Below are 22,034 nucleotides of genomic sequence, written 5' to 3'. Positions count from 1 at the left end.
GGACGACGTCCAGCCCGTCCACCTCGGCCACGAGGCCCTCGCCCGGCCCTGACGCATGTACACCCCACCCCCCCCATGCAAGACCGGCTCGCGCAAGACCTGCTCGTGCAAGACCAGCTCGTGCAAGACCAGAGATGAGAACGACCGCATGCCCTCGCGGATCAAATCCCCCCGACAGCTGATCGCCGAATCCGGCGGCGACCTCGAAGGCCACAGCCTCAAGCGCACCATGGGGCTCTTCCAGCTCGTGTGCTTCGGCGTCGGGGCGATCGTCGGCACCGGCATCTTCGTCGGCCTCGCCGACAGCGTCGCCGAGGCGGGCCCCGCGGTCGTCGTCTCCTTCGTCCTCGCCGCGATCACCTGCGTCTTCACCGCCTTCTCCTTCGCGGAGCTCGGCGGCGCGATCCCGGTCTCCGGCTCCTCCTACTCCTTCGCCTACGCGAGCCTCGGCGAGCGGGCCGCGTTCCTCGTCGGCTGGTGCCTGCTCCTGGAGTACGGCGTCTCGGTCTCCGCCGTCGCCGTCGGCTGGAGCCAGTACCTCGACGAACTCCTCCACAGCGTCACCGGCCTCCGGCTCCCCGACGCGCTCGCGGCCGGACCCGCCGAGGGCGGCGTGGTGAACCTCCCCGCCGTCGTCGTCATCCTGATGGCCGCGACGCTCCTGGTCCGCGGCGTCCGCGAGAGCGCCCGCGCCACCGCCGCCATGTCGATCCTCAAGATCGGCATCCTGATCGTCTTCTGCGCGGTCGGCTTCTCGGCCTTCGAGGCCGGGAACCTCTCGCCGTTCGCCACCGAGGGCATGGGCGGCATCACCGCCGGCGCCTCGGTCGCCTTCTTCTCGTACATCGGCTTCGACGCCATCACCACCGCCGGCGAGGAGGTGAAGGACCCGCGGCGGAACATCCCGCTCGCGATCCTCGTCTGCATCGGCCTCGTCACCGTGCTCTACTGCGCGGTCGCCCTCGCCGCGATCGGCGCGCTCGGCGCCGACGAGGTCGCCGACAAGCCCGCCGCGCTCTCGCTCGTCGTCGACCAGGTCACCGGCTCCTCGGTCGGCGGCGGGATCATCGCCTTCGGCGCGGTCGTCGCCATCGCCTCCGTCGTCCTCGCCGTGATGTACGGCCAGACCCGCGTCCTCATGGCGATGTCCCGCGACGGCCTGATGCCCCGGATCCTCGAACGGGTCTCCCCGAAGACCGCCACCCCCGTCGCCAACACCTGGATCGTCGCCGCCGTCTTCGCCGTCCCGGCCGCCTTCGCCCCGCTCGACGTCGTCGTCGACCTCACCACCATCGGCACCCTCGCCGTCATGGCCGTGGTCAACCTCGCCGTGATGGTGCTGCGCCGCCGCGAACCCGGCCTCGGCCGCTCCTTCAAGGTGCCGCTCTACCCGGCGAGCCCGATCCTCGGCATCGGCTTCTGCCTCTACCTCATCTGGGGGACCGGCTGGCGGACCTGGCTGGTCTTCGCCTGCTTCCTCGTCGTCGGCGCCGTGCTGTACGCGGTCTACGGGCGCCGCCACTCCCGGCTGGCGCTCACGGCCGCGGACGGGGCCGCTGGGCGGGCACCCGGGGGAGCGTGAACCAGACCGCCTTGCCGTGCGCGGTCGGGCGGTGGCCGCAGTCGCTGCTGAGCGCCCGGATCAGCAGCAGCCCGCGGCCGTGCTCCTGCCAGGGGTCGACCTCGGCGTCCGGATCCGGGCACTCCAGCCGGCCGGGGCGGGCCGGGTCGGGGTCGTGCACCTCGATCTGACAGCCGCCCGGCGCGGCGAGCAGCTCCACGATCAGCTCGATCGGGCCCTCGCCCGAGGTGTGCTCGACGGCGTTGGCGACCAGCTCGGCGGTGAGCAGCTCCGCCGTGTCGCGGTCCGGCAGCTCGGCCGCGCCGGGGTCGATCTCGCCGAGTGCGGTACGGACCAGGGCGCGGGCGACGGGGACGGCGGCGGTGGTACGCGGCAGCCGGAGGCGCCAGGGGGTCCCGGGCGGGCCGGTGGGATCGGGCATGGGGACGAGCTCCCTTTGCCGGGGTGGCGGGAAGGCGATGGAGGACGGGCGGCCGGTGCGACGGCCTGAGACATCCTGGTTTCCACCCTATAAGGGGGCGATTTCCGGCCACAGAGACCCCCCTCCCGACCCGGCGGGACCCAGGACCCGCCCGCACGGGACCTTGCGAGCCGCCCGCACGGGACTTTGGCCGACCCGTCCGTACGGGGCCGGGCCGCGTCCGTGCGTCCTACAGGTCCTTCTCCACCGCCCGGACGTACTCCGCGCCGCGCTCCCACAGCAGCGCGTGCAGCGCGGCGAAGACCTCCGCCGACCGGCGCCCCGGCCAGTCGGCGGGCAGCAGCTCGGGCGGCAGGACCGGGTCCGCGTACGGCAGCCGGCGCCAGGAGTCGAGGGTCAGGAGGTAGTCCCGGTAGGCGTCCTCCTCCGTGCCCGGATCCTCGCGCCGGGCGGCGAGGACCGGCTCGTGGCCGGCGAGGAACTCCTCGTGCAGCCGCGCGATCGCCGGCAGGTCCCACCAGCGGGCCACCGCCTCCGCCGTCGCCGTGTAGCCGAGGTGGTCGCCGCGGAAGAAGTCCACGTACGAGGAGAGACCGAGCCGCTCCAGGGCGTTGCGGGTCTCCTCGTACAGCCGGCCCGGCGCGATCCACACGCCGGGGGCCGCCGTCCCGAAGCCCAGCCGGCCGAGCCGGGAGCGCAGCAGGTGGCGCTTGTGCCGTTCCTGCTCGGGTACGGAGAAGACGGCGAGGACCCAGCCGTCGGCGAGGGAGGGCTCCGCCCGGGCGTAGATCCGGCGGTCGCCGTCCTCCAGGAGCCTGCGGGCGTCGTCGGAGAGGGCGTATCCGGCCGCGCCGTCGGGGGTCCGCCGGGAGAGCAGCAGCCCGCGCCGCTTGAGCCGGGACACCGAGGAGCGCACCGAGGGCGCGTCGACGCCGACCACCGCGAGCAGCCGGATCAGCGCGGCGACCGGCATCGGCGTCTCCTCCGCCGGACGGCCGTAGGCGCCGTAGAGGGAGACGATCAGGGAACGGGGAGTGTGCTGCTCGGCCACGTGATCATTTTAGGCCGTGGAGGCCGGACCCGGGTCGCGCAGCCGGTGGCGCTGGAGCTTGCCGGTGGCCGTCCGGGGGAGGGCGTCCACGAAGACGACCGCGCGGGGCGATTTGTACGGGGCGAGCCGGGCGCGGACGAAGGAGCGCAGCTCGGCGGCGGTGCCCGGGTCGCGCGCCACCCCCTCCCGCACCACCGCGTAGGCGACGACGACCTGGCCGCGCAGCGGGTCGGGGCGGCCCACGACCGCCGTCTCGACGACGTCCGGATGGCCGAGGAGCACCTCCTCCACCTGGGGGCCGGCGATGGTGTGCCCGGCCGAGACGATCATGTCGTCGGCGCGCGAGACGTACCGGAAGCGGCCGTCGGGCTCGCGGACGCACCGGTCGCCGGTCATGTTCCAGCCGTCGCGCACGTACTCCGTCTGGCGGGGGTCGGCGAGGTACCGGCAGCCGACCGGGCCGCACACGGCGAGCAGCCCCTCCTGGCCGTCGGGGACGGGCCGGCCGTCCGGGCCGAGGACGGCGGCCCGCCAGCCCGGCACCGGGCGGCCGGTGGTGCCGGGGCCGCTGTCGGCGTCGGCGGCGGCGAGGACGATGTGCAGCAGTTCGGTGGTGCCGAGGCCGTTGATCAGCCGCAGCCCGGTCCTGGCGTACCAGGCCGTCCAGACGGCGTCGGGCAGGTGCTCGCCGGCCGAGACGCAGCGGCGCAGCGAGGACAGGTCGGCGGCCGAGCCGGCGTCGAGGAGGCCGAGCATCGCCCGGTAGGCGGTGGGCGCGGTGAAGAGCACCGAGACCCGGTGCCGGCCGATGGCGGCGAGCAGCTGCTGGGGCCCGGCCCGGTCCAGGAGCACGGCGCTCGCCCCGGCCCGCAGCGGGAAGACGAGCAGCCCGCCGAGGCCGAAGGTGAAGGCGAGCTGCGGGGAGCCGGCGAAGACGTCGTCCGGGCGGGGCCGCAGGACCCGCGCGGAGAAGGTGTCGGCGGCGGCGAGGACGTCCCGGTGGAAGTGGACGCAGCCCTTGGGGCGGCCGGTGGTGCCGGAGGTGAAGGCGATCAGGGCCACGTCGTCGGCGGCGGTGCCGGCGGCCGGTACGGGGCCGGGCGCCCGGCGGGCGGCGCGGGCGAGGAGGTCGTCGGGCCCGTCGCCGCCGTACGGGACGACCCTCAGGCCCGGGACGCGGGCGGCCGACAGCTCGTCGAGCGCCCTCGCGTCGCACAGGGCGAGGGCGCAGGCGGCCGTCGTGGCGGCGAAGGACAGTTCGGCGGCCCGGTGCTCGGCCGGGACGGTGACGGCGATGCCGCCGGCCTTCACGACGGCCAGCCAGCAGGCGGCGAGCCAGGGGGTGGTGGGCCCGCGCAGCAGCACGCGGTTGCCGGGCCGCAGTCCCAGCTCGCCGGTGAGCACCCCGACGATCCGGTCGACGCGCTCGCGCAGCTCCCCGTAACTCCAGGTCCCTCCCTCGCCGTCGTGGAAGGCGGGCCGCCCGGCGCCGAACCGCTCCGCGGTCCGGTCGAGGAGTTCGGCGGCGCAGTTGAGCCGTTCGGGGTAGTGGAGCCCCGGCAGCTCGAAGAGCAGCCGCGGCCATTGGGCGGCGGGCGGCAGCCGGTCGCGGGCGAAGCCGTCGACGTGCCCCGAGGGCGTCAGCTCCACGGCTCCGCCCCCTCGACCCGACATATCGTGTATATGACGGTGGTCACTAATCCGTGACATGGCCGGGTGTGGCGACCGGAATGCCCGGAGGTGTCGGAGGAGGCCCACATGCCCGCATTCTCACCCGATACCGTGCGCCTCGCGCCACCGGCCCCGAACTGGGCCGCGTCCGCCGGTGCTTGATCGACTGGTCGGGTCAGGGGGCCGGGCTTAGGGTCGAAAGGTGGACCGACCGGCCCACGGCTCCTGCGGTGAGGGCGCGACGCGCCATGAACGACAATGACTAGCACACCGAAGCCGACGACACCGGCGGTGGAACCCACCCCCACCGGCGCGGGCGACGGCAAGGGCATCGCCCTGTTCGTCATCGCCTCCTGCCAGCTGATGGTCGTTCTCGACATCACCATCGTCAACATCGCGCTTCCGCACATCCAGAGCGATCTGGCCTTCTCGACCACCAGCCTGTCCTGGGTGGTCAACGCCTACACGCTGACCTTCGGCGGCCTGCTGCTGCTCGGCGGCCGGGCCGGCGACATCCTCGGCAGGCGCCGCGTCTTCATCTTCGGCGTGCTGCTCTTCGGATTCGCCTCCCTGCTCGGCGGTTTCGCACAGGAGGGCTGGCAACTCCTCGCGGCCCGCGCCCTCCAGGGCGTCGGCGGTGCGATCGCCTCGCCGACCTCGCTCTCGCTCATCACCACCACCTTCGAGGAAGGGCCCGAACGCAACCGGGCCTTCGGCGTGTTCGCGGGCGTGTCGGCGGCGGGCGGAGCGATCGGCCTGCTGGCGGGCGGCGTCCTCGTCGAATGGCTCGACTGGCGCTGGATCTTCTTCGTGAACGTGCCGATCGCGCTGATGATCGCCATCCTGACGCCCCGTCATGTCCGGGAGTCCGAACGGCATCCCGGCCACTTCGACCTGGCGGGCGCGCTGACGTCGACGCTCGGCATGGTGGCGCTGGTGTACGGCTTCATCCGCGCGGCGCAGGAGGGCTGGAGCGACCCCTGGACGATCGCCTCGTTCTGCGCCGCCGTCGTGCTGCTCGCCGTGTTCATCCTGGTGGAGCGCCGGAGCCGGCAGCCGATCACCCCGCTGCACATGTTCGCCGACCGCAACCGCGCGGGCACGTACGGCATGATGCTCTGTCTGGCGGCGGCGATCTTCGGGATGTTCTTCTTCCTGACCCTCTTCGTGCAGCAGGTCCTCGACTTCAGCCCGCTGGAGGCGGGTCTCGCCTTCCTGCCGGTCAGCGCCGTGATCGCGGTGATCGCCGGCCTGACCTCCCAGTTCCTCCCGAAGTACGGCCCGAAGCCCTTCATGGTCGTCGGCGCCCTCTGCCTCGCGGTGGGCCTCTCCTGGCTGACCCTGACGGACGTCCACTCCACCTACGCGGGCTCGATCCTCGGGCCGATGCTCGTCTTCAGCGCCGGCATGGGCTTCATGTTCGTCTCGCTGACCCTGATGGCCCTCTCCAACGTCCAGCCCGCCGAGTCCGGCGCCGCCTCCGGCCTCCTCAACGCCACCCAGCAGGTGGGCGGTTCCCTCGGCCTCTCCATCCTGGTCACCGTCTTCGGCACCGCCAGCCGCAACGAGGCCGACGAACAGGTCCCCGCCTTCCTGGCCCAGGCCGGCCACCTGGAGAAGGCCCGCTTCGCCGAGACCGGCGAGCTGCCGCCCCCCTGGGCCGACCAGGTCCTCACCTCCGGCGTCTCCGCCGGCTTCATCGTCGCCGCCGCCTTCGCCGTGGTCGCCCTCCTCATCGCCATCTTCGTCATCCAGGTCCGCCCCTCCGACATAGAACGCCTCAAGGGCGGGATGATGCCCGGCGGCTGAGCCCCGGGAAAAGGAAATTCCTCAGGGGGGATCCTGGGGGTGTCATGCGCGGAAATTGGCCGACCGCATTCGGTCGGCCGATCGCCGCGCATGTTCCACGCATCCGCGCGCGCATACGCAGACGCATGAATTTCGCGGAAAACGATGTGCACCAAGCTGCCACCGCCTTGGCAGGATTCGGCCACACGGCAGGGAAGTCGCAGATCAGGGAAGTCACCCGAGTCGACCGCCGCTCTGCTCGAACAATTTTGGGAGCGCAGTCGTCAACCGATGGGTTGTGGACCGCGTCCCGGCCCGCATAGCTTTTGCCCGTCGCTCGGCCGAGCGGCAGGCAAAGGGCCTCGGATTCCCGAGAGCGGCCCCTTGAACACATGCGGCCGGATTGGATGTGAATTCCCGTGAACAACTACGACGGTGACATCTCGCTGATCGAGGAGATCTCCGAGCAGGACTTCGACGGCGTCGCCTACGGCGCGTGCTCGACCAACACGTTCTCGCTCTCCGACTTCCTCGGAAACCAGGGCGGCTGGTGCACGCTGACCAAGGAGTGCCAGCCCAACTGCAACTGAGCCCGCAGGGCCGGGCACGGACCAGGGGCGGGGAGCGGCTCATGCTCCCCGCCCCCGGCGCAACGTGGCAATCTATCACCGTCCGCGCAGGGAGCCGGAGCATTGATCTCGCCCGCGAAGCTTTACCCCGAACTCGACAGCGTCGAGATCCGTGAAACCATCGAGCCCCTCGGCGTCTTCGCGTCCGCCGTCCACGGCACCCTCTCGGCCCCGTCCGACGCCGCCCCGGAGGCCCCCTCGGCCGCCGCGCTCGCCTGGACGCTGGAGCCGGAGACGTATCCCTTCCAGCGCGTGATCCGGCGACTGGCCCTGCCGGCCGCCGACCGGCTCCTCCCCGAGGACCTCACGGAGGCCGTGGCCGACCCGGACGCCTTCGCGCTGCAGGTCCTCGCCAGGGCCGAGGTCCGGCTCCGCGACACGGCCACCCGCACCCTGGTCGCCGCCGTCAACAAGGCCGCCGCCGAAGGGGCGTTGCGCGGGGCCACCCCGGAAGAGCGCTACCAGGACTTCGTCACCCGGGCGTGGCACGACGCCGTGGAGCCCTTCCCCGTGCTCCGCTCCGCGGCCGGCCACGTCGTGCGCAACGCCCGCGAGGCGGCGCGGGAACTCCTCCGGCGGCTCCACGCCGACCGCGCGGCGGTCTCCCGCTTCTCCGGCATCGCCCCCGGCGACCCGCTGCTCTCCATCGGCGGGGCCGACGGCGACGCGCACGCCCACGGCAGGGCGGTCGGCATCCTGACCTTCGCCTCGGGGGCCCGCCTCGTCTACAAGCCGCGGGACGTCTCCTGCGAGGCCGCCTTCGAGACCGTCGTCGCACGCGTCAACGCGGAGGCCGGCTGCGCCCTGCCCGCCGCCCGCACCCTGGCGCGCGACGGCTACGGCTACGTCGAGTACGTCGAGCGGCAGGACGTCGGCGCGGACAGCGCCGCCTTTCTGCGGGCCTGCGGCCAACTCGCCGCCGTGTTCTACCTGCTGGACGCGCGCGACATGCACTTCGAGAACATCCTGCCCACCCGCCGCGGCCCGGTCGCCATCGACCTGGAGACGCTGCTGCACCCCGCCCGGGTGCACACCGGCCCCACCCGGGAGGCCGAGGGCAACGCCTACGACGAGATCGGCCGCAGCGTCTACGGCATCGGGATCCTCCCGCTGGTCCTCGCCGGCAAGGACGAGGACTCCGGTCACGTCGACCTCGGCTTCCTCGGCGGCGACAACCAGGGCGTCTCCCCCTTCAAGACGATGGTCTTCGAGCACCCCTTCACCGACCGGATCAGGGTGCACCTCCAGGCCCGCCCGGCCGAACAGCGCTCCACCGTGGTCCGGGAGACCGGCGAGCCGGAGATCCACGCCCTCGCCGGACAGATGGCCGACGGCTTCCGCCAGGTGTGCGAAGCGGTGATGCGCCGCCCCTCCTGGTGGACCGGGCTCCTCCGGCGGATCGCGCCCTCCCTGCGCCTGCGCTACATCCACAACCCCACGTCGCAGTACGCGCAGATCCTGCGCATGACGGCCTCCGCCGCCGCGATGGCCGACCCGGAGCTCGCCCGGGCCCTGCTCCACCGGATCGCCATCCCCTCCCGCTTCTCCGACCGGCGGCTGATCGGCTCGGAGCTGCGGCAGATGGCCGAACGCGACGTCCCCTACTTCACCGTGCCCGCCACCGGCACCGCCGTCCACGACTGCGACGGCGCGGACACCGGCGTCCGGATCGACCGCCCACCGCTGTCCCGGGCCCTCGCCAAGGCCGCGGCGCTCGACGAGCAGGTGGTGCGGCGGCAGCTGAGGCTGCTCCACTCGGCCTTCTGCTCCCGCTTCCCCGACAACCACCTCTCCGGAGGGGCCCCCTGGAACGGCCGGGCCGCCGCCGGCGAGCGCACCGGTCTGGAACGACTCGCCCGGTCGGTCGCCGACGCCCTCACCGCCGGCAGCCTCCCCGACCAGTACGGCCACCTGCCGACCACCTGGATCGGCCCGCTGGCCTCCGCGCAGGCCGCCCGGCCCTGGCCCTCCGGCGTCCTGGGGTACGACCTCTACACCGGACGCACCGGCCCCGCGCTCGCCCTGGCCGCGGCCGCCGCCCACTTCGGCGACGCCCGCTACGAACGGGTGGCCCGCGAGGTCTTCGCGCGCAGCGCCGGCATCCTCACCGACGGCGTCTACGAGCTCCGCAGCATCCGGCAGAGCGGAGCCGGCGCCTACACCGGAACCACCGGCCTGCTGTTCGCCCTGGCCGAGGCCGGCCGGATCCTGCGGGAGCCCGGCTGGGTGAAGGCGGCCCAGGGCGCCGTACCGCTGGTCGTGGAGCAGCTCGGCCCCGGGGACACCCCGGAGGTGATCTCCGGGATCTCCGGCATCGCCACGATGGTCGCCTCGATCGGCGGCGACCATTGCGCCGGCACCCTGGACGCGCTCGCCGACCGCCTGCTGCGCCACGCGGCCGAGCCGACGGGCTCCTGGTGGGAGCAGTCGGGCTTCGCGCACGGCGTCTCCGGGGTCCTGCACGCCCTCGCCGTCCTGCGCGACCACGTCGGCGACCGGGTCGACGGAGCGATCGAAGCCCTGACGGACCGTCTGGAATCCTTCTACGTCCCCGGCGAGCGGAACTGGTCCACCAACTCAGCCTTCCCGGAGCGGTTCTCGACCGGGTGGTGCCACGGCGCCGCCGGCATCGCCATGGCGCTGTCCGCGGTGAGCGCCCGGACGGCGGACGAACGGGCCGCCGCGCGCCTGGAGACCGCCCTCGACCAGACCTTCCGGCAGGGCTTCGGGCGCAACCTCACGTGGTGCCACGGCGACCTCGGCAACATCGACATCGTCCGGCGGATCGCCGGCTCCGACCGGGAACTCCTCCACGGGGACCTCCTCGACCGGGCCGCGGCCGTCGAGGCGAGCCGCCTCGGCCCGGACGTGATCGCGGAGAAGCTCGCCGACACCGGCTCCCGCTACGCCCACACCGACAGCGCCATGGTGGGCTCCTCCGGGGTGCTGCTGCACCTCCTCGGCCGCCTCGACGGCGCGCGGCCCCGGGTGTCGCCGATCTGGCACGGATCCCTCTGATGGGACGCCGGGTTCCGTCCGTCACCCAGGTCACCCAGACCGAGTGCGGACTGTGCTGCTGCGTCGCGGTGCTCGGATACCACGGCCGCACCGAGGACTTCGCGACCGTGCGGGAGGACCTGGAGGCCGGCCGGGACGGGCTCGGCGCCAAGCAGCTCGCGGACTTCCTGCGCTCGCGGGGCATGGACGTCAAGGCGTTCCGGGCCCGGAGCGTGGAGGCGCTGCGCGGCTTCACCGAACCGGTGATCCTCTTCTGGGAGGACTACCACTTCCTGGTCCTGGAGCGCTTCGACGGCACGACGGCCTGGGTGATGGACCCGGCCGTCGGCCGCAGGCGCCTCACCCGCGAGGCGCTGGAGGCAGGCTTCTCCCAGGTGGTGATCGCCGCCTCCCCGGGCCCGGACTTCGTCCGGCAGACCCTGCCCTCCTTCCGGCACTGGCGGTCGCTGCCCCTGGTCCCGGCCGACGCCGGCCGCCGGATCGGCCTGGTCGCCCTGCTGTCCCTCGGCTCCTACGCGGCGGTCCTCGGCATCCCGGCCCTGACGAAATGGGCCGTCGACCGGGACGACGCCTGGAGCGACCTGTCCCAGACGGGCCTGGTCGCGGCCGTGGTCGCGGCCGCCGCGACCGGCTATCTGCTGCTGTGGATGCTGCGCACCGCCGCCCTGGCGGGGCTGATCGCCGTGATGGGCCGTCACCTGATGAGCCACGTCTTCAGGAGACTCCTCTCCCTGCCCTTCAAGTTCTTCGCCACCCGGCAGCCGGGCGAGCTGCTGTTCCGCCTGAACACCGTCAACAGCGTCCGGGACCTGCTCTCCTCGCGGATCGCCCAGGGCGTCCTGGACGTCGGAACCCTGGCCTGCATCGGCGTCTACCTCTTCGTCACCGAGTGGCGCATCGGCCTCCTGGCGCTCGGGCTGCTCCTGCTGAACGCCGGCGTCCTCTGGCTGGGCCGGCACCGGGTGAAGGAGGTGACGGACACCGAGCTCGCGCTGCTCTCCCGCTCCCAGTCCACCCAGCTCGACGCCGTCGTGTCCGTGCCCACCATCAAGATGGGCGGCTACGCCGGCCGGTTCGCCGACGAATGGGAGACGACCTACCGCGCCTCGCTGGACGCCATGCGCGTCCGGATGCGGATCCAGCAGGGCTGGATCTCCGGAATCGCCGCCACCACCCAGATGTTCGGCCCGCTGGCGCTGCTCCTCGCCGGCCTGCACTTCGTGTCGCGGGGGACCGTGACCGTCGGCTCGGCCATCGCCGTGCAGGCGGTGGCGGGCACCTTCTTCGCCCTGAGCTCCTCCGTCTTCCAGATGCTGACGGAGATCACCGAGACCTCCCGCTACGTGAGCCGGCTCAGCGACATCACGGCCCACGAGAGCGAACCGGAGGGCGGGCCCCTCACGGAGCTCCCCGACACCTCGGTACGGCTGCGGGGGGTGTCGTTCCGGTACACCCGGCACAGCAGGCCGGTGCTGGACGACGTGTCGCTGGAGATCCCGGCCGGCGCGAAGGTGGCGTTCGTCGGCGCGTCCGGTTCGGGCAAGTCCACCATCGGGCGCGTCGTCTGCGGCCTCCACCAGCCCACCGGCGGCACCGTCGAGTTCTCCGGCCGCCCCATGAGCGCCTACCGGACCGACTTCCTGCGCGGGCAGATCGGGTACGTCCCCCAGGAGGTGCACCTGCACAACCGGACCGTCCTGGAGAACCTGACCCTGGGCCAGGACATCGACGAGGCCACGGTCCGGGAGTACTGCGCGGCCGTCGGCATCCTCGACTTCGTCGAGGAACTGCCTATGGGGCTGCGGACCCTGGTGTCCGAGATGGGCGCGAACTTCTCCGGCGGGCAGCGCCAGCGGCTGGCCGTCGTACGGACCCTGCTGCAAAGGCCGCGGATCATCGTCATGGACGAGGCGACCGCCTCGCTGGACACGGCCAACGAGCGCCGGGTCTCCCGGATCATCGCCGAGACCGGCGCCACCCAGATCGTCATCGCGCACCGGCTGGCGACCATCCAGGACGCCGACCTGATCCACGTGCTCGACCGCGGCCGGATCGTGGAGCGCGGGACGCACGAGGAACTCCTGGCCCTGGGCGGGGTGTACGCGGGGCTGTACGCGGAGCCGGTGGCAGGGGCCGTATGAGCGCCGCAGAGGCGCCGGCGGGGGCACGGCCGCCCCGACCGGGCCCGTCCGTAGAACGAAAGGTGCTGTGATGATCGAGGTCCGGAACCTCACCAAGCGGTACGGCGCGAAGGTCGCCGTGGACGGCCTGTCGTTCACCGTGACCCCGGGCAGGGTGACCGGATTCCTCGGCCCCAACGGCGCCGGCAAGTCCACCACCCTGCGCATGATCCTCGGCCTGGACGAGCCCACCGCCGGCCGGGCCACCGTCTGCGGCGCCCCCTACCGGAGCCTGGCCCGCCCGCTGACCCGGGTGGGCGCCCTGCTCGACACCAGGGCCGTCCATCCCGGCCGCAGCGCCCGCGACCACCTGCGGGTCCTCGCCGCCTCCCACGGCCTGCCCGCCGTCCGGGCCGACGAGGTCCTGGAGCAGGTCGGCCTCACCGCGGTGGCCCGGCAGCGGGCGCGCGGCCTCTCCCTCGGCATGGGGCAGCGGCTCGGCGTCGCGGCCGCGCTGCTCGGCGACCCCGAGGTGCTCGTCCTCGACGAACCGGTCAACGGGCTCGACCCCGAGGGCGTCCGGTGGATCCGGGAGCTGATGCGGGCGCTGGCCGCGCGGGGACGGACGGTGCTGGTCTCCTCCCACCTGATGAACGAGATGGCGGTGACCGCCGACCACCTCGTCGTCGTCGCCCGGGGGCGGCTGCTCGCGGACACCTCCGTGGACGCCTTCGTCGCCGCGCACTCGGACACGACCGTCCTGGCCCGGGTGTCGGATCCGGAGGGCATGCGGCGGGCGCTGCGGGAGCGCGGCATCGGGTCCGTGCGGCAGGACGACGCGACGCTCGCGGTGAGCGGCGCCTCCGCGGAGCAGGTCGGGCTCGTCGCGAGCGCCGCGCACATCACCGTGTTCGGGCTGGCCGAATCCGGCAGTTCGCTGGAGGAGGCGTTCATGAGACTCACCCAGGAACACGCCGAATACCGGGCCTCGACCGGAGGGATCCGATGAAACACGCCGTGGCCGCCGAATGGGTCAAATTGACGACTCTGCGGTCCCCGAAATGGTCCCTCGCGGTCTATCTCGGCCTGATGATCGCGCTGGCATTCGTCTACGGGACCTTTTCCGACGAAAGAATGCTCACGTCCCCTGGGTTCGACCCGGTGGGCCTCGGCCTCTCGGCCGTGCCGCTCGGCGCGATCGTCCTGGTGGTCATGGGGATCCTCGCGGTCACGGGCGAGTACGCGTCCGGGTCGATCAGGACCAGCCTGCTCGCCGTCCCCGACCGGGCCCGCTTCTACTACGCCAAGGTGGGACTGGTCAGCCTGGTCGGCGGAGCACTGGCGGTGGCGGGCGTCGTACCGGCCTTCCTGATCGTGCAGCACGGCATCGGGGAGCACGCGGCGCCGGCCGAGGCGGGCACGGCCGGCCATGTGCTGGGGGCGGTGCTCTACACGGCGCTCCTGGTGGCGTTCTCCATGGGCGTGGCGACGCTCCTGCGCTCCGGGGCGGCGACGCTCTCCCTCCTGCTCCCGCTGTTCTTCATGCTCTCCACGATCCTGAGCAACATCCCGGTGGTGGGGGAGGCGGCGCGGTTCCTGCCGGACGTGGCCGGCGGCAGGGTGCTCGGCGCCGCGGAGCCCGAGGGGGCCCTCGGGCCCTGGTCGGGGCTCGGCGTACTCGTCCTGTGGACGGCCCTCGCGGTGGGCGCCGGACGGTGGGCGACGGTACGGCGCGACGCCTGAGAGAAATCCGTGGTCCGGCCCCCGCGCATCGGCGCGGGGGCCGGACCTTTTTCCGTCGGAATTCCGTTGTGTGCGCTCGGTGCCGCCCGGTCTATGCGTTCAGCGAATGCGGAGAGGACAGGCTGGGAGACGTCCTCCGGAGACGGAGGGCGACGTGTTCGGAATTTCGGCTGACGAATGATTCCCGAACGTTTTTCATTCGGGCCGTCCGGTCCTCACGAAGGAGAAGATCATGGAGAAGATGCAGGCCGACGTCCTCGGCGGCTACGACGAGTTCGAGCTCGTCGAGATGGGCGAGGCGGACGTCTACGGCGGTACGACCTGGAGCTGCGCCATCGTCACCGCGGTGGCGACCCTGGTGTCCGCCTCCGCCTGCCCGACCACCAAGTGCACCAGCCAGTGCTGATCCGCTCGGCGGCTCTGATACGCGCGGCCGGCTGAGCCGGACCCGTCGCGGCGGCCACGTCGGACGGGGCGGGGCGGGCCGGACCGAGGTCTCACGACCCCGGGCCGGACCCGCCGGTCCTCCGCCCCGTCCGACGTCCCGGCCACGCCCCCTTCCCTCTTCCCGCCCGACATCCCACGACCCGGAGGTGCGGTAGCCATGGGCGCTCGCCCGGAATCACGTCGGACCGCACGACGCGTGCCGGCCGTCACCCAGGTCGCCCAGACCGAGTGCGGCCTCTGCTGCTGCGTGTCCCTGCTCCGCTACCACGGGCGGGACGAGGGCGTCTCCGAGGTCCGGGAGGACATGGACGCCGGACGGGACGGACTGAGCGCCCGGCAGCTGTCGCGGTTCCTGGAGTCCCGCGGCATGCGCAGCCGGCTGCTGAGCGCCCGGAGCGTCGCCGCGCTCACCCGGTTCACCTCACCCGTGATCCTCTTCTGGGACGACCACCACTTCGTGGTCCTGGAGAGTTTCGACGGCGAGCAGGCCGTCGTCATGGACCCGGCCGTCGGCCGCCGCCGGCTGACCGGCGACGAACTCGCCGGGCACTTCAGCGGCGTGGTCGTCACCGCCGAGCCCGGGCCGGAGTTCCGCCGGCTGCGCCGCCGGCCCTTCGCCGACTGGCGGACGATGCCCCTGCTGCCCGAGGGCGCGGGGAGCCGGATGGCCGGAGTCGGCGTCCTGTCCCTGGCCGCCTACGCCGCCGTCCTCGGGATCCCGCTGCTCACCGAGTGGTCCGTGGACCGGTTCTCCGGCTGGAGAGAGCTCGGCGACCACCTGTGGGTCATCGGCATGGTGGTCGGCGCCGCGCTCGGCTACCACCTGCTGCACCTGCTGAGGATCGTGCTGCTGTCCTCGCTGGTGTCGGTGCTCGGACGGCACCTGATGGACCACGCGTTCACCCGTCTCCTGTCGCTGCCGTACCGGTTCTTCACCACCCGCCAGCCCGGCGAGCTGCTCTTCCGGCTCGGCAGCGTCAACGCCGTCCGCGACATGCTCTCCTCCCGGGTCGCGCAGGGCGTCCTCGACCTCGGCACCATGGTCTGCGTCAGCGGCTACCTGCTGCACGCGGAATGGCGCCTCGGGCTGATCGCGCTCGCCCTGGTCCTCGCCAACGCCGGCTACCTCGCCACCACCCGGCAGCGGGTCCTCGAAGCCGTCGACATGGAGATCACCCACCTGGGCCGGAGCCAGTCGCTGCAACTGGACGCCATCGTCTCCATCCCGACCATCAAGATGGGCGGCTACGCCGACCAGTACCTCGACACCTGGCGCGAGACCTACGCCGACTCGCTGGAGGCGATGAAGGCGCGGATGCGGCTGCAGCAGGGCCGGGTGGCCGGAGTGGCCGCCACGATCCAGATGTTCGGGCCGCTGGTGCTGCTGCTCGCCAGCCTGTACTTCGTCGGCCAGGGCACCATCACCATCGGCGGGGCGATCGCGGTGCAGACCGTCTCCGCCACCTACTTCGCGATCTCCACCTCGGTCTTCCAGGCGTACGCGGAGTTCACCGAGACCAGCCGCTACATGGCCCGGCTGAGCGACATCACCCGCGCCGAGCCCGAGGGCGCCGGCGGCGACCTGAAGGAGCTCGCGTCCCCCTCGGTCGAGCTGGACCGGGTGTCCTTCCGCTACACCCGGCACAGCGAACCCGTGGTCCGCGAGGTCAGCATGGACATCCCGGCCGGCGCCCGCGTCGCCCTGGTCGGAGCGTCCGGTTCGGGCAAGAGCACCCTCGCCCGGATCGTCTGCGGGCTGCACGAACCCACCTCCGGCTCGGTGCGCTTCGGCGGCCGGGAGGCCGCCGCGTACGACCGGGACTCCCTGCGCCGGGTGATCGGCTACATCCCGCAGGAGGTCCACCTGCACAACCGGTCGATCCTGGAGAACCTCACCCTGGGCCAGGACATCCCCGAGGAGACGGTCCGGGAGTTCTGCCGCGAGGTCGGCATCCTGGACTTCCTCGACGACCTGCCGATGGGCCTGCACACCCTGGTCGCCGAGATGGGCTCCAACTTCTCCGGCGGGCAGCGGCAGCGGCTCGCCATCGTACGGACCCTGCTCCAGCGGCCGACCATCCTCGTCATGGACGAGGCGACGGCCTCCCTGGACACCGTCAACGAACGCCGGGTGACCCGGCTGATCGAGAGCATCGGCGCCACCCAGATCGTCATCGCGCACCGTCTGTCGACCGTCGAGTCCGCCGACCTCATCTACGTGTTCGACCAGGGCCGGATCGTCGAGCAGGGAACACATTCAGAACTGATGGACGGAGGCAGCGTGTACCGGGATCTCTACGCGGCGACGGCCGAGGACGACGGCCGGACGGCCGAACTGCTGGCGGGAGGTGCCGGGGCATGAGCGAGAGCGCGGTGGCCGTCCAGGCCTTCCTCCCCTTCTACACCCATGTGGCGCCCCGCTCCGCGGTCGCCCGCGAGCTCCGCGCCCCACTGCTGCGGGCCGCCGCCCCGGACCGCCGCGACAGCGTGGTGGACCAGGCCCACGACGCCCTGCTGCGGATGGTGGAGACCCAGTCCTACCGGGCGCTCATCGGCGCGTTCCACACCTTCCGCGAAGGCCTCGGCCTGCCGATGGAATCCGGCACCGACACCGCCCTGCGCCGCTTCACCGCCCACCTGGAGGAGCCCGGCGTCCCGGCCGCCCTGCTGGAGAAGTACCCGGTGCTGCGGGCGCGGTTGACCACGATGCTGTCGAACTCCCTCGACGCCCACCGCGAGTTCCTCACCGCCTTCGCCGACGACCGGCCGCTCCTCGCGGAGGCCGGCCTCCTCGGGCCCGACGGCGGCGCGGGCGGCGAGGGTGACGGCCGCCTGCTGTCCGCGATCTCGCCCAGCGGCTCCGACCTGCACAACGACAACCGCCAGGTGCACATCCTCCACCTGGCCAACGGGACCCGGCTGGTGTTCAAGCCGCGGCCGCTCACCGCGGACGACTTCGTCCGCGACGTGTACCGGGCCGTCGACCCGTACCTGGAGCACGCGCTGGCCCGCTGCGTCCCCCGGTCGCTCACCGTGGGCGCGCACGGCTGGCAGGAGTTCACCGTGCCGGCCCCCATGGAGGAGGCGGACCAGCCCGGCCGCTACTTCTACCGGATCGGGGCGCTCGCGGTGCTGTTCGGCGCCATCGGCGCCACGGACCTGCACGACGAGAACCTGCTGGCCCGCGGCGAGCACCCGTGCGTCATCGACACCGAGACCATGCTCCGGCCGGACGCCGGGGTCGGTGACGACGAGCTCCCCGACGTGCTGATGAACCACACCAAGCTGTCCGTCGCCTCCACCATGCTCGTGCCGATGGTGAACCCGACCTCGCCGGTCGACTTCATCATGGCGGGCGTCGGAGTCGCCGGCGACCAGCAGTCCGCCATGACCAGCGCCGTGATCCGCGACCCCGGAACGGACGCCATCGCGGTGTCACGGGAGCCGTTCAGCTACCGGCAGGGCGACAACGTGCCCCGGCTCGGCGAGCGGCACCTGGTCGCCACCGACTGGTTCGACGCCATCCTGGCCGGCTGCCGCGCGGCCCTGGGCGCCCTGCGGGACGGCGCCGTCACCCGCGTCGTCGACGCGCACCCCGAGGTGCCGGTACGGCTCCTGCTGCGCTCCACGATGATCTACGGACGGTTCATCGACGCCTCCACGCACCCGAAGTACCTGGCCGACCCCGAGGAGGCCGAGCGGCTGTTCGGTCTCCTCAAGATGCACCAGGACTACCTGTCCCCGGAGGCGGAGCGCTTCGCGGCGGAGCAGGAACGCGCCTCGCTGCGCGTCGGCAACGTGCCCTACTTCGTCACCCGCGGCGACTCCGACGCCCTCGGCACCCTCGACGGCTCGACGCCCGGCGTGTACGCCGCGACCGCCTCCGGCTTCGCCCGGCGCGGCGTCGCCCACAACGCGGCCCGCAGCGACGCGTACCACCACTTCCTCCTGGAGGAGTGCTTCGGCGAGCTGTGCGGCGAGGACACCCCCGGCGGGCTCTCCGCCTCCGGCGTCTTCGGCGGTCCGCTGCTGACCGGGGCCCGCCCCGGCGGCTGGTGGCGCGGGATCGCCGAGCGGATCGCCGAGGTACGGGTCCCGGCCACCGGTCCCGACGGCCGCGAGGAGTGCGGCTGGGTCGGCGGCATCGGCCCCGACCGCGACGCCTCCACCATCACCCCGGGCAACTTCGTCTCCTTCCACGACACGGCCGGCGTGGCCGCCTTCCTGGGCCGCGCCGCCGCCCGCGACGAGCGCCTCGCCGGCCCCGCCGGCAGCGCCGGCCGCGGCCTCACCACCCTGCTCGCCAGGTACGGCGAGGCGCTGCTGCAGCGCCCCGAGTCGGTGTTCACGGGCGCCGCCTCGCTGCTCCTGGTCCGCCCCGAGGACCCGGCGACCGAGGCCGACCGGATGGCCGGGCTGCTCCGGGCCCTGGAGGAGCGCGAGGCGGAAGGCGAGGTGGAGACCGACCTCTCCAACGGCCCGGCCGGACTGCTGATGGTCCTCCTCGACCGCCTCCGCCGCGACGGCTCCGCCCTCCCCGCCGACACCCCGGCCGTCGAGCGGCTGACCGACCTGGCCCTGTCCCACCTGGGCCGGGAGCGGGAGGCCCACTGGTCGGACCTCGCCCACGGCGAGCTCGGACTGCGCTGGGCGGCCGCCCGCACCGGCTCCGTCCTGGGCCTCGAACGCACCGCCAAGGAGGCCGCGGACTGGCTGATCGGCCGCTGGGAGCGGGACGGCCTCCCGGCCGAGCACGGCTGGTGCAAGGGCGCCTCCGGCCTCCTGCTGGCCGGCTCGGAGATCCTCGCCGCGGCGGGCCGGGCGGACTGGCTGACCGAGCCCCGGCTGGCCGAGCTGCTCGGCCGGGCGACCGCCCTGCCGGCCGGCCGCGCGGTGGACCTCTCCGCCTGCCACGGCAGCAGCGGCGTCGTCCAGTGCCTCATCGGCGCGGGCCGCACCCTGGGACGCCCGGACCTCTTCGAGCGGGCCGCCGCCCACCAGGGCGAGGTCCTCGACCGGATCCGCGAGGACGGCTGGTTCACCGGCGCGGCCGGCCGCACCTCGCTGATCGGCTACATGCTCGGCTGGGCCGGCGTGGGCGACACCGACCTGATGGTCGACGCCCTCCTCGGCGGCGCCGACCCGGCCGGTCTGCGCCTCCCGCTGGAGCTGTCCGCGCCCTCCCGGCGCTGACCGCCCGCCTGTCCTCCGTTCCCACTCGTCGAAAGGGCTGCCGGGATGCGGCACTCGATCCTCCTCCCCGTCAACGCCACCCGTCCCGAGCAGGTGATCCCCTTCGCCAACCTCGTCAAATGGGGCGGCGCGGCCCGGCTGTGGCAGGGGCAGGGCCTCGTACTGGAGAGCCACCAGATCGTGAACTGGCTGGCCGGCGCCGGCATCAGGGTGCCCGCCGGGTTCGGCGTCTCCCTGATGCCCTACCGCTCGCCGTACAACGCGGCGGTCGAGGCCCGGTCGGTGGCGCTGGCCACCGGGCACGAGGTGGTGGCCGGCTACGGCCCGGGCTCCCTCGCCGCGCAGACCTGCGCCATGGGCCGCCCCTACCCCAGCCAGCTCACCGCCTGCCGGGAGTACCTCACCATCGTCCGGGACCTCCTCGACGGCGGGATCAGCGACCGCGAGGGGGAGATCTTCTCCGCCAAGGCGCAGCTCATGCCGTTCCACAAGCCGGAGGTGTCGCTGGGCCTGGGCGTGCTGCGGGAGCGGATGGCCCGGCTCGCCGGCGAACTGGCCGACGTGGCCATCACCTGGATGGCCTCGGCGGCCTACCTGGAGGAGTTCCTGATCCCGGCGCTGCGGGGCGCGAAGGAGCGGCGCCCGGAGGAGCCGGCCAAGGTCACCGCGTACGTCCCGGTGGCGCTGGCCGGCCCCGACCGGGACATGGCGGAACTGCTGCGGTCGACCGTCGGGGGCCACATCCGCTTCCCCCACTACCAGGCCGCCCTGCGGCGGGCCGGGATCCGGATCACCGGCGACGGCGGGGCCGACGACGTCCGCGCCCTGGTGGACGGCGGGATCTTCCTCTACGGGACGGCCGAGGAGATCCACCGGAAGCTGGACGCCTACCGGGCGCTCGGCGTGGACGAGGTGGTCCTCAACGTCACCGGGGTCGCCGCGCTGCACGGGCCCCGGGCCGCCGCGTCCGACCTCTACGAGCTCCTGAAGGCCGCGCCCTGACGGGTCCCCCCGCGGGCCCGGTCCAGGTCGCGGGCCAGATGGGCCCGGCGCCGGCCGTTCACGCGGCGGCTGCGCCGGTCCTCGGGGGTGCTGTACATCAGCTGGGTGTGGAAGTAGTTGACGTGCTCCAGGACGGCGAAGAGGGCGAACAGCAGGCCCGGGACGCTCCCGGTCCCCGGATCGTCGGCCACCGCCAGCGCGGTCAGCGGCACACCGAGCCCGAGCACCACCACGTTGACCACCCGGGCGGCGGCGAACCAGGCCGCCGCCGGCAGCGGCGCCCCGCCGCCGGCGGCCAGGGCGCGGAGTTTGGCCGTCCAGTACGCGGCGCCCTCCAGGAGCAGCAGGACGACCAGCGCGAACCCGAGGAGGTTGGCGGCGGTCGCCGGCACGCCGGCCACCCCGAACCAGACGGCCGCCTGCAGGGGGACGTTGACCAGTTCCCCCACCGCGAGCGACCGCAGCCGCCGCCGGAGGCCCGCCGTCACCGGCGCGCCATCTCGGCCACCAGGCGGTGCGCCCGCTCGGTGTCCCAGGAGAGCGCGGCGGCCCGGATGGCCTCGACGCCGGGAGGGACGTCCAGGCCCAGCTCGTCGGCGAAGACGGCCTGACATCGCTCGACCACGCCCAGCGCCCCGGCCACGTCGCCCTGCGCGCAGTAGGTGGCGGCGAGCAGCTGCCACAGCCTCTGCCGGTAGGGGGCCTCGGCGAGGACCGTCTCGATGCGGTACGCCAGCATCTCGGTCCGGTGGGTCAGCAGACAGGCGGTGAAGAAGTCCTGGCAGGCCTCGAAGCGGGTGTTGCCGAGGCCCACGGTGTGGGCGTGGAACCACCGGGTGGCCGGAAGCCGCTGGCCGAAGGGGCCGCGCCACAGGGCGAGGGCCTCGTCCAGGACGCGGACCGCCGCCTGGTGGTCGCCCGCGGCCAGCCGTTCCCGGCCCTGCCGGGCGAGCGCCAGGAAGCGCGACAGGTCGAGCTCGTCGGCGTCGACGGTGAGGGCGTAGCCGGTCTCCGCGCCCCGGCTGGTCGTCAGCCGCTTGCTCAGCCCCGGCTGCGCGGAGTCCAGGCCGCGGCGGAGCCCGGTGAGATGGCTCCTGATGTTGGCCACGGCGGAGCTCGGCGGCTCGTCCCACAGCAGCTCGGTCAGCTCGCCCATGCCGACGAACTGTCCCCGGCGCAGCAGCAGCGCGGTGAGCAGGGCGCGGCGGGCGGCCGACTGCATCTCGGCACCGCCCGCGATTCTCACAGGACCCAGCAGTCGGAAAAGCATTCGGGCTCCGTCACCTCTCGTGTGGGGTGCTGAGGCGTGGACCGGCCCCGGGCCAGCGGGGAACGCCGCCGACGGCATCGTGTGCCCTGGCGGTGTGAT

The 22,034-nt window shown here is 73.2% G+C and carries 16 protein-coding genes; 11 read left to right on the top strand and 5 right to left on the bottom strand.

All coding sequences use genetic code 11. The annotated features are described in order from the left end of the window. Positions 1 to 148 precede the first annotated feature (148 nt). On the top strand, positions 149 to 1,582 hold the full coding sequence (locus AB0E19_RS28995; protein ID WP_362185147.1) for an amino acid permease: 1,434 nt from the start codon (positions 149 to 151) through the stop codon (positions 1,580 to 1,582). Here AB0E19_RS28995 and AB0E19_RS28990 read toward each other — a convergent pair. The 3 genes from AB0E19_RS28990 to AB0E19_RS28980 form a co-directional block, all read right to left on the bottom strand. Then, positions 1,536 to 2,003, bottom strand: a complete 468-nt coding sequence (locus AB0E19_RS28990) for an ATP-binding protein (protein ID WP_362185146.1) — start codon at positions 2,001 to 2,003, stop codon at positions 1,536 to 1,538. The genes AB0E19_RS28995 and AB0E19_RS28990 overlap by 47 nt on opposite strands. A gap of 229 nt (positions 2,004 to 2,232) precedes the next feature. Further along, positions 2,233 to 3,054: a PaaX family transcriptional regulator C-terminal domain-containing protein gene (locus AB0E19_RS28985; RefSeq protein ID WP_169089139.1), complete on the bottom strand. Its 822-nt coding sequence runs from the start codon at positions 3,052 to 3,054 to the stop codon at positions 2,233 to 2,235. Positions 3,055 to 3,063: 9 nt separating this feature from the next. Beyond that, positions 3,064 to 4,704, bottom strand: coding sequence for an AMP-binding protein (locus AB0E19_RS28980; RefSeq protein ID WP_362185145.1), 1,641 nt, complete (start codon positions 4,702 to 4,704; stop codon positions 3,064 to 3,066). A 279-nt stretch (positions 4,705 to 4,983) separates the two neighbouring features. On the opposite strand from AB0E19_RS28980, the gene AB0E19_RS28975 reads away from it, so the two are divergent. The 10 genes from AB0E19_RS28975 (at position 4,984) to AB0E19_RS28930 (ending at position 20,665) form a co-directional block, all read left to right on the top strand. Beyond that, on the top strand, positions 4,984 to 6,534 hold the full coding sequence (locus tag AB0E19_RS28975; protein ID WP_362185144.1) for an MFS transporter: 1,551 nt from the start codon (positions 4,984 to 4,986) through the stop codon (positions 6,532 to 6,534). A 398-nt stretch (positions 6,535 to 6,932) separates the two neighbouring features. Further along, positions 6,933 to 7,103 carry a plantaricin C family lantibiotic gene (locus tag AB0E19_RS28970; RefSeq protein ID WP_362185143.1) on the top strand — a complete coding sequence of 57 codons (171 nt, stop codon included), beginning with the start codon at positions 6,933 to 6,935 and terminating at the stop codon, positions 7,101 to 7,103. 102 nt (positions 7,104 to 7,205) lie between these two features. Next, positions 7,206 to 10,160, top strand: coding sequence for a type 2 lanthipeptide synthetase LanM family protein (locus AB0E19_RS28965; RefSeq protein WP_362185142.1), 2,955 nt, complete (start codon positions 7,206 to 7,208; stop codon positions 10,158 to 10,160). Continuing rightward, the gene (locus tag AB0E19_RS28960; protein WP_362185141.1) at positions 10,160 to 12,301 is read left to right on the top strand and encodes a peptidase domain-containing ABC transporter; all 2,142 of its coding nucleotides are present in this window, start codon (positions 10,160 to 10,162) and stop codon (positions 12,299 to 12,301) included. Before AB0E19_RS28965 ends, AB0E19_RS28960 begins: the two co-directional genes overlap by 1 nt. A 70-nt stretch (positions 12,302 to 12,371) precedes the next feature. Further along, entirely contained in the window at positions 12,372 to 13,289 is a 918-nt protein-coding gene (locus tag AB0E19_RS28955; protein ID WP_362185140.1) for an ATP-binding cassette domain-containing protein, read from the top strand. 125 nt (positions 13,290 to 13,414) lie between these two features. Beyond that, entirely contained in the window at positions 13,415 to 14,023 is a 609-nt protein-coding gene (locus AB0E19_RS28950) for an ABC transporter permease (RefSeq protein ID WP_362185139.1), read from the top strand. A gap of 232 nt (positions 14,024 to 14,255) precedes the next feature. Then, positions 14,256 to 14,429: a class II lanthipeptide, LchA2/BrtA2 family gene (locus AB0E19_RS28945; RefSeq protein ID WP_167346869.1), complete on the top strand. Its 174-nt coding sequence runs from the start codon at positions 14,256 to 14,258 to the stop codon at positions 14,427 to 14,429. A gap of 237 nt (positions 14,430 to 14,666) precedes the next feature. After that, positions 14,667 to 16,832 (top strand): peptidase domain-containing ABC transporter, encoded by a 2,166-nt coding sequence (locus tag AB0E19_RS28940; RefSeq protein ID WP_362185138.1) that lies wholly within the window; start codon positions 14,667 to 14,669, stop codon positions 16,830 to 16,832. Then, positions 16,829 to 19,663 carry a DUF4135 domain-containing protein gene (locus tag AB0E19_RS28935; protein WP_362185137.1) on the top strand — a complete coding sequence of 945 codons (2,835 nt, stop codon included), beginning with the start codon at positions 16,829 to 16,831 and terminating at the stop codon, positions 19,661 to 19,663. The genes AB0E19_RS28940 and AB0E19_RS28935 overlap by 4 nt, the downstream gene beginning before the upstream one ends. A 45-nt stretch (positions 19,664 to 19,708) precedes the next feature. Next, a complete protein-coding gene (locus tag AB0E19_RS28930) occupies positions 19,709 to 20,665 on the top strand; it encodes an LLM class flavin-dependent oxidoreductase (RefSeq protein ID WP_362185136.1) in 957 nt (318 codons plus the stop codon). Here the strand turns inward: AB0E19_RS28930 and AB0E19_RS28925 are convergent. Together AB0E19_RS28925 and AB0E19_RS28920 are read right to left on the bottom strand one after the other, a co-directional pair. Further along, positions 20,638 to 21,153 carry a hypothetical protein gene (locus AB0E19_RS28925; RefSeq protein WP_362185135.1) on the bottom strand — a complete coding sequence of 172 codons (516 nt, stop codon included), beginning with the start codon at positions 21,151 to 21,153 and terminating at the stop codon, positions 20,638 to 20,640. The genes AB0E19_RS28930 and AB0E19_RS28925 overlap by 28 nt on opposite strands. Then, complete coding sequence (locus tag AB0E19_RS28920; protein WP_362185134.1) at positions 21,150 to 21,935, bottom strand: BTAD domain-containing putative transcriptional regulator; 786 nt, start codon at positions 21,933 to 21,935, stop codon at positions 21,150 to 21,152. Before AB0E19_RS28920 ends, AB0E19_RS28925 begins: the two co-directional genes overlap by 4 nt. Positions 21,936 to 22,034 lie beyond the last annotated feature (99 nt).

This window comes from Streptomyces sp. NPDC047974 (assembly GCF_040653375.1).
Taxonomy (GTDB): domain Bacteria; phylum Actinomycetota; class Actinomycetes; order Streptomycetales; family Streptomycetaceae; genus Streptomyces.
Note: the sequence above shows the minus strand (reverse complement) of the source record. Positions and strands in the feature narration are given on the sequence as shown.

Excerpts from the sequence above, each read along its gene's own strand:
- AB0E19_RS28990 (WP_362185146.1), bottom strand. The coding sequence starts at position 2,003 with ATGCCCGATCCCACCGGCCCGCCCGGGACCCCCTGGCGCCTCCGGCTG.
- AB0E19_RS28930 (WP_362185136.1), top strand. The coding sequence starts at position 19,709 with ATGCGGCACTCGATCCTCCTCCCCGTCAACGCCACCCGTCCCGAGCAG.
- AB0E19_RS28960 (WP_362185141.1), top strand. The coding sequence starts at position 10,160 with ATGGGACGCCGGGTTCCGTCCGTCACCCAGGTCACCCAGACCGAGTGC.
- AB0E19_RS28955 (WP_362185140.1), top strand. The coding sequence starts at position 12,372 with ATGATCGAGGTCCGGAACCTCACCAAGCGGTACGGCGCGAAGGTCGCC.
- AB0E19_RS28945 (WP_167346869.1), top strand. The coding sequence starts at position 14,256 with ATGGAGAAGATGCAGGCCGACGTCCTCGGCGGCTACGACGAGTTCGAG.
- AB0E19_RS28950 (WP_362185139.1), top strand. The coding sequence starts at position 13,415 with ATGCTCACGTCCCCTGGGTTCGACCCGGTGGGCCTCGGCCTCTCGGCC.
- AB0E19_RS28975 (WP_362185144.1), top strand. The coding sequence starts at position 4,984 with ATGACTAGCACACCGAAGCCGACGACACCGGCGGTGGAACCCACCCCC.
- AB0E19_RS28920 (WP_362185134.1), bottom strand. The coding sequence starts at position 21,935 with ATGCTTTTCCGACTGCTGGGTCCTGTGAGAATCGCGGGCGGTGCCGAG.
- AB0E19_RS28995 (WP_362185147.1), top strand. The coding sequence starts at position 149 with ATGCCCTCGCGGATCAAATCCCCCCGACAGCTGATCGCCGAATCCGGC.
- AB0E19_RS28935 (WP_362185137.1), top strand. The coding sequence starts at position 16,829 with ATGAGCGAGAGCGCGGTGGCCGTCCAGGCCTTCCTCCCCTTCTACACC.